At 23.0% G+C, this 804-nt stretch carries 1 protein-coding gene; it reads right to left on the bottom strand.

Translation table 11 applies throughout. The features are described from left to right. Positions 1-101 precede the first annotated feature (101 nt). Entirely contained in the window at positions 102-254 is a 153-nt protein-coding gene (locus tag OL66_RS04545) for a hypothetical protein (protein ID WP_425319136.1), read from the bottom strand. Between the last annotated feature and the right edge of the window lie 550 nt (positions 255-804).

Below are 804 nucleotides of genomic sequence, written 5' to 3'. Positions count from 1 at the left end.
ATTCAAATTTTTTAATAAAATTACTCTTTAGAAAAATATAATTAAAATTTTTATCTAAATGTTGTTCTAAATTTAGATCTATATTATCATTGATTTTATTATTATCTAATTTCATTTTCAGAATAAAAATAATAAATTTCTTGATCGCTTATTTCATTTTCATGAAAAAAATTATTTTCATTGTAAGAGTTGCGCCAAGGATCTTCCATATGAGTTTTTTCAGATAATTGCCATGCTTTTAAATTACCATATATATCAAGGATATGATTTATTGATTCTAAGTGTTTTGGTAGGAGTGCCTTCTACTGTAGTTGTTTCGGTTTTAACTCCGTTTGCAGTTTGAGTAACAACTGTTTTGGTAGGTTGGTTGGGTTGTTGTTTGTGTAGTTTTGTTGTCTTCTTTAACTGTTGTAACTTTTTTAGTTTAAGTTTCTTTTTCAGTTGTTGTTTCAGTTGTTAGTTCTGCTCCAACTGTTTGATAAGTATTAAATAAAGAAATAAAAAGTACACTAAATAAAAATAAACTAAAAAATAAAGATTTTTTCTTGCCTAAGCTTACTATTTGAATTTATGCTTGTCCTTCCTTTTACAATATTAATATAGAAAAACAAAATTGCTATTACTTCTATTATAACTCAAAAAGCCAATTTAGAGTATTTTTTACTCAATAATTGTAAAAACCACAAAATAACTAGTTTTTATGTTATAATATGTTGTGATTAAGTTGTATAAAATATCATCTTTTTATCCAAATTATCAAAAACAATAATAAATATTTTACCAAAAATAATGAATTAAAAAATA

The sequence above is a fragment of the Chrysanthemum yellows phytoplasma genome, assembly GCF_000803325.1.
Lineage (GTDB): Bacteria > Bacillota_I > Bacilli_A > Acholeplasmatales > Acholeplasmataceae > Phytoplasma > Phytoplasma asteris.
Note: the sequence above shows the minus strand (reverse complement) of the source record. Positions and strands in the feature narration are given on the sequence as shown.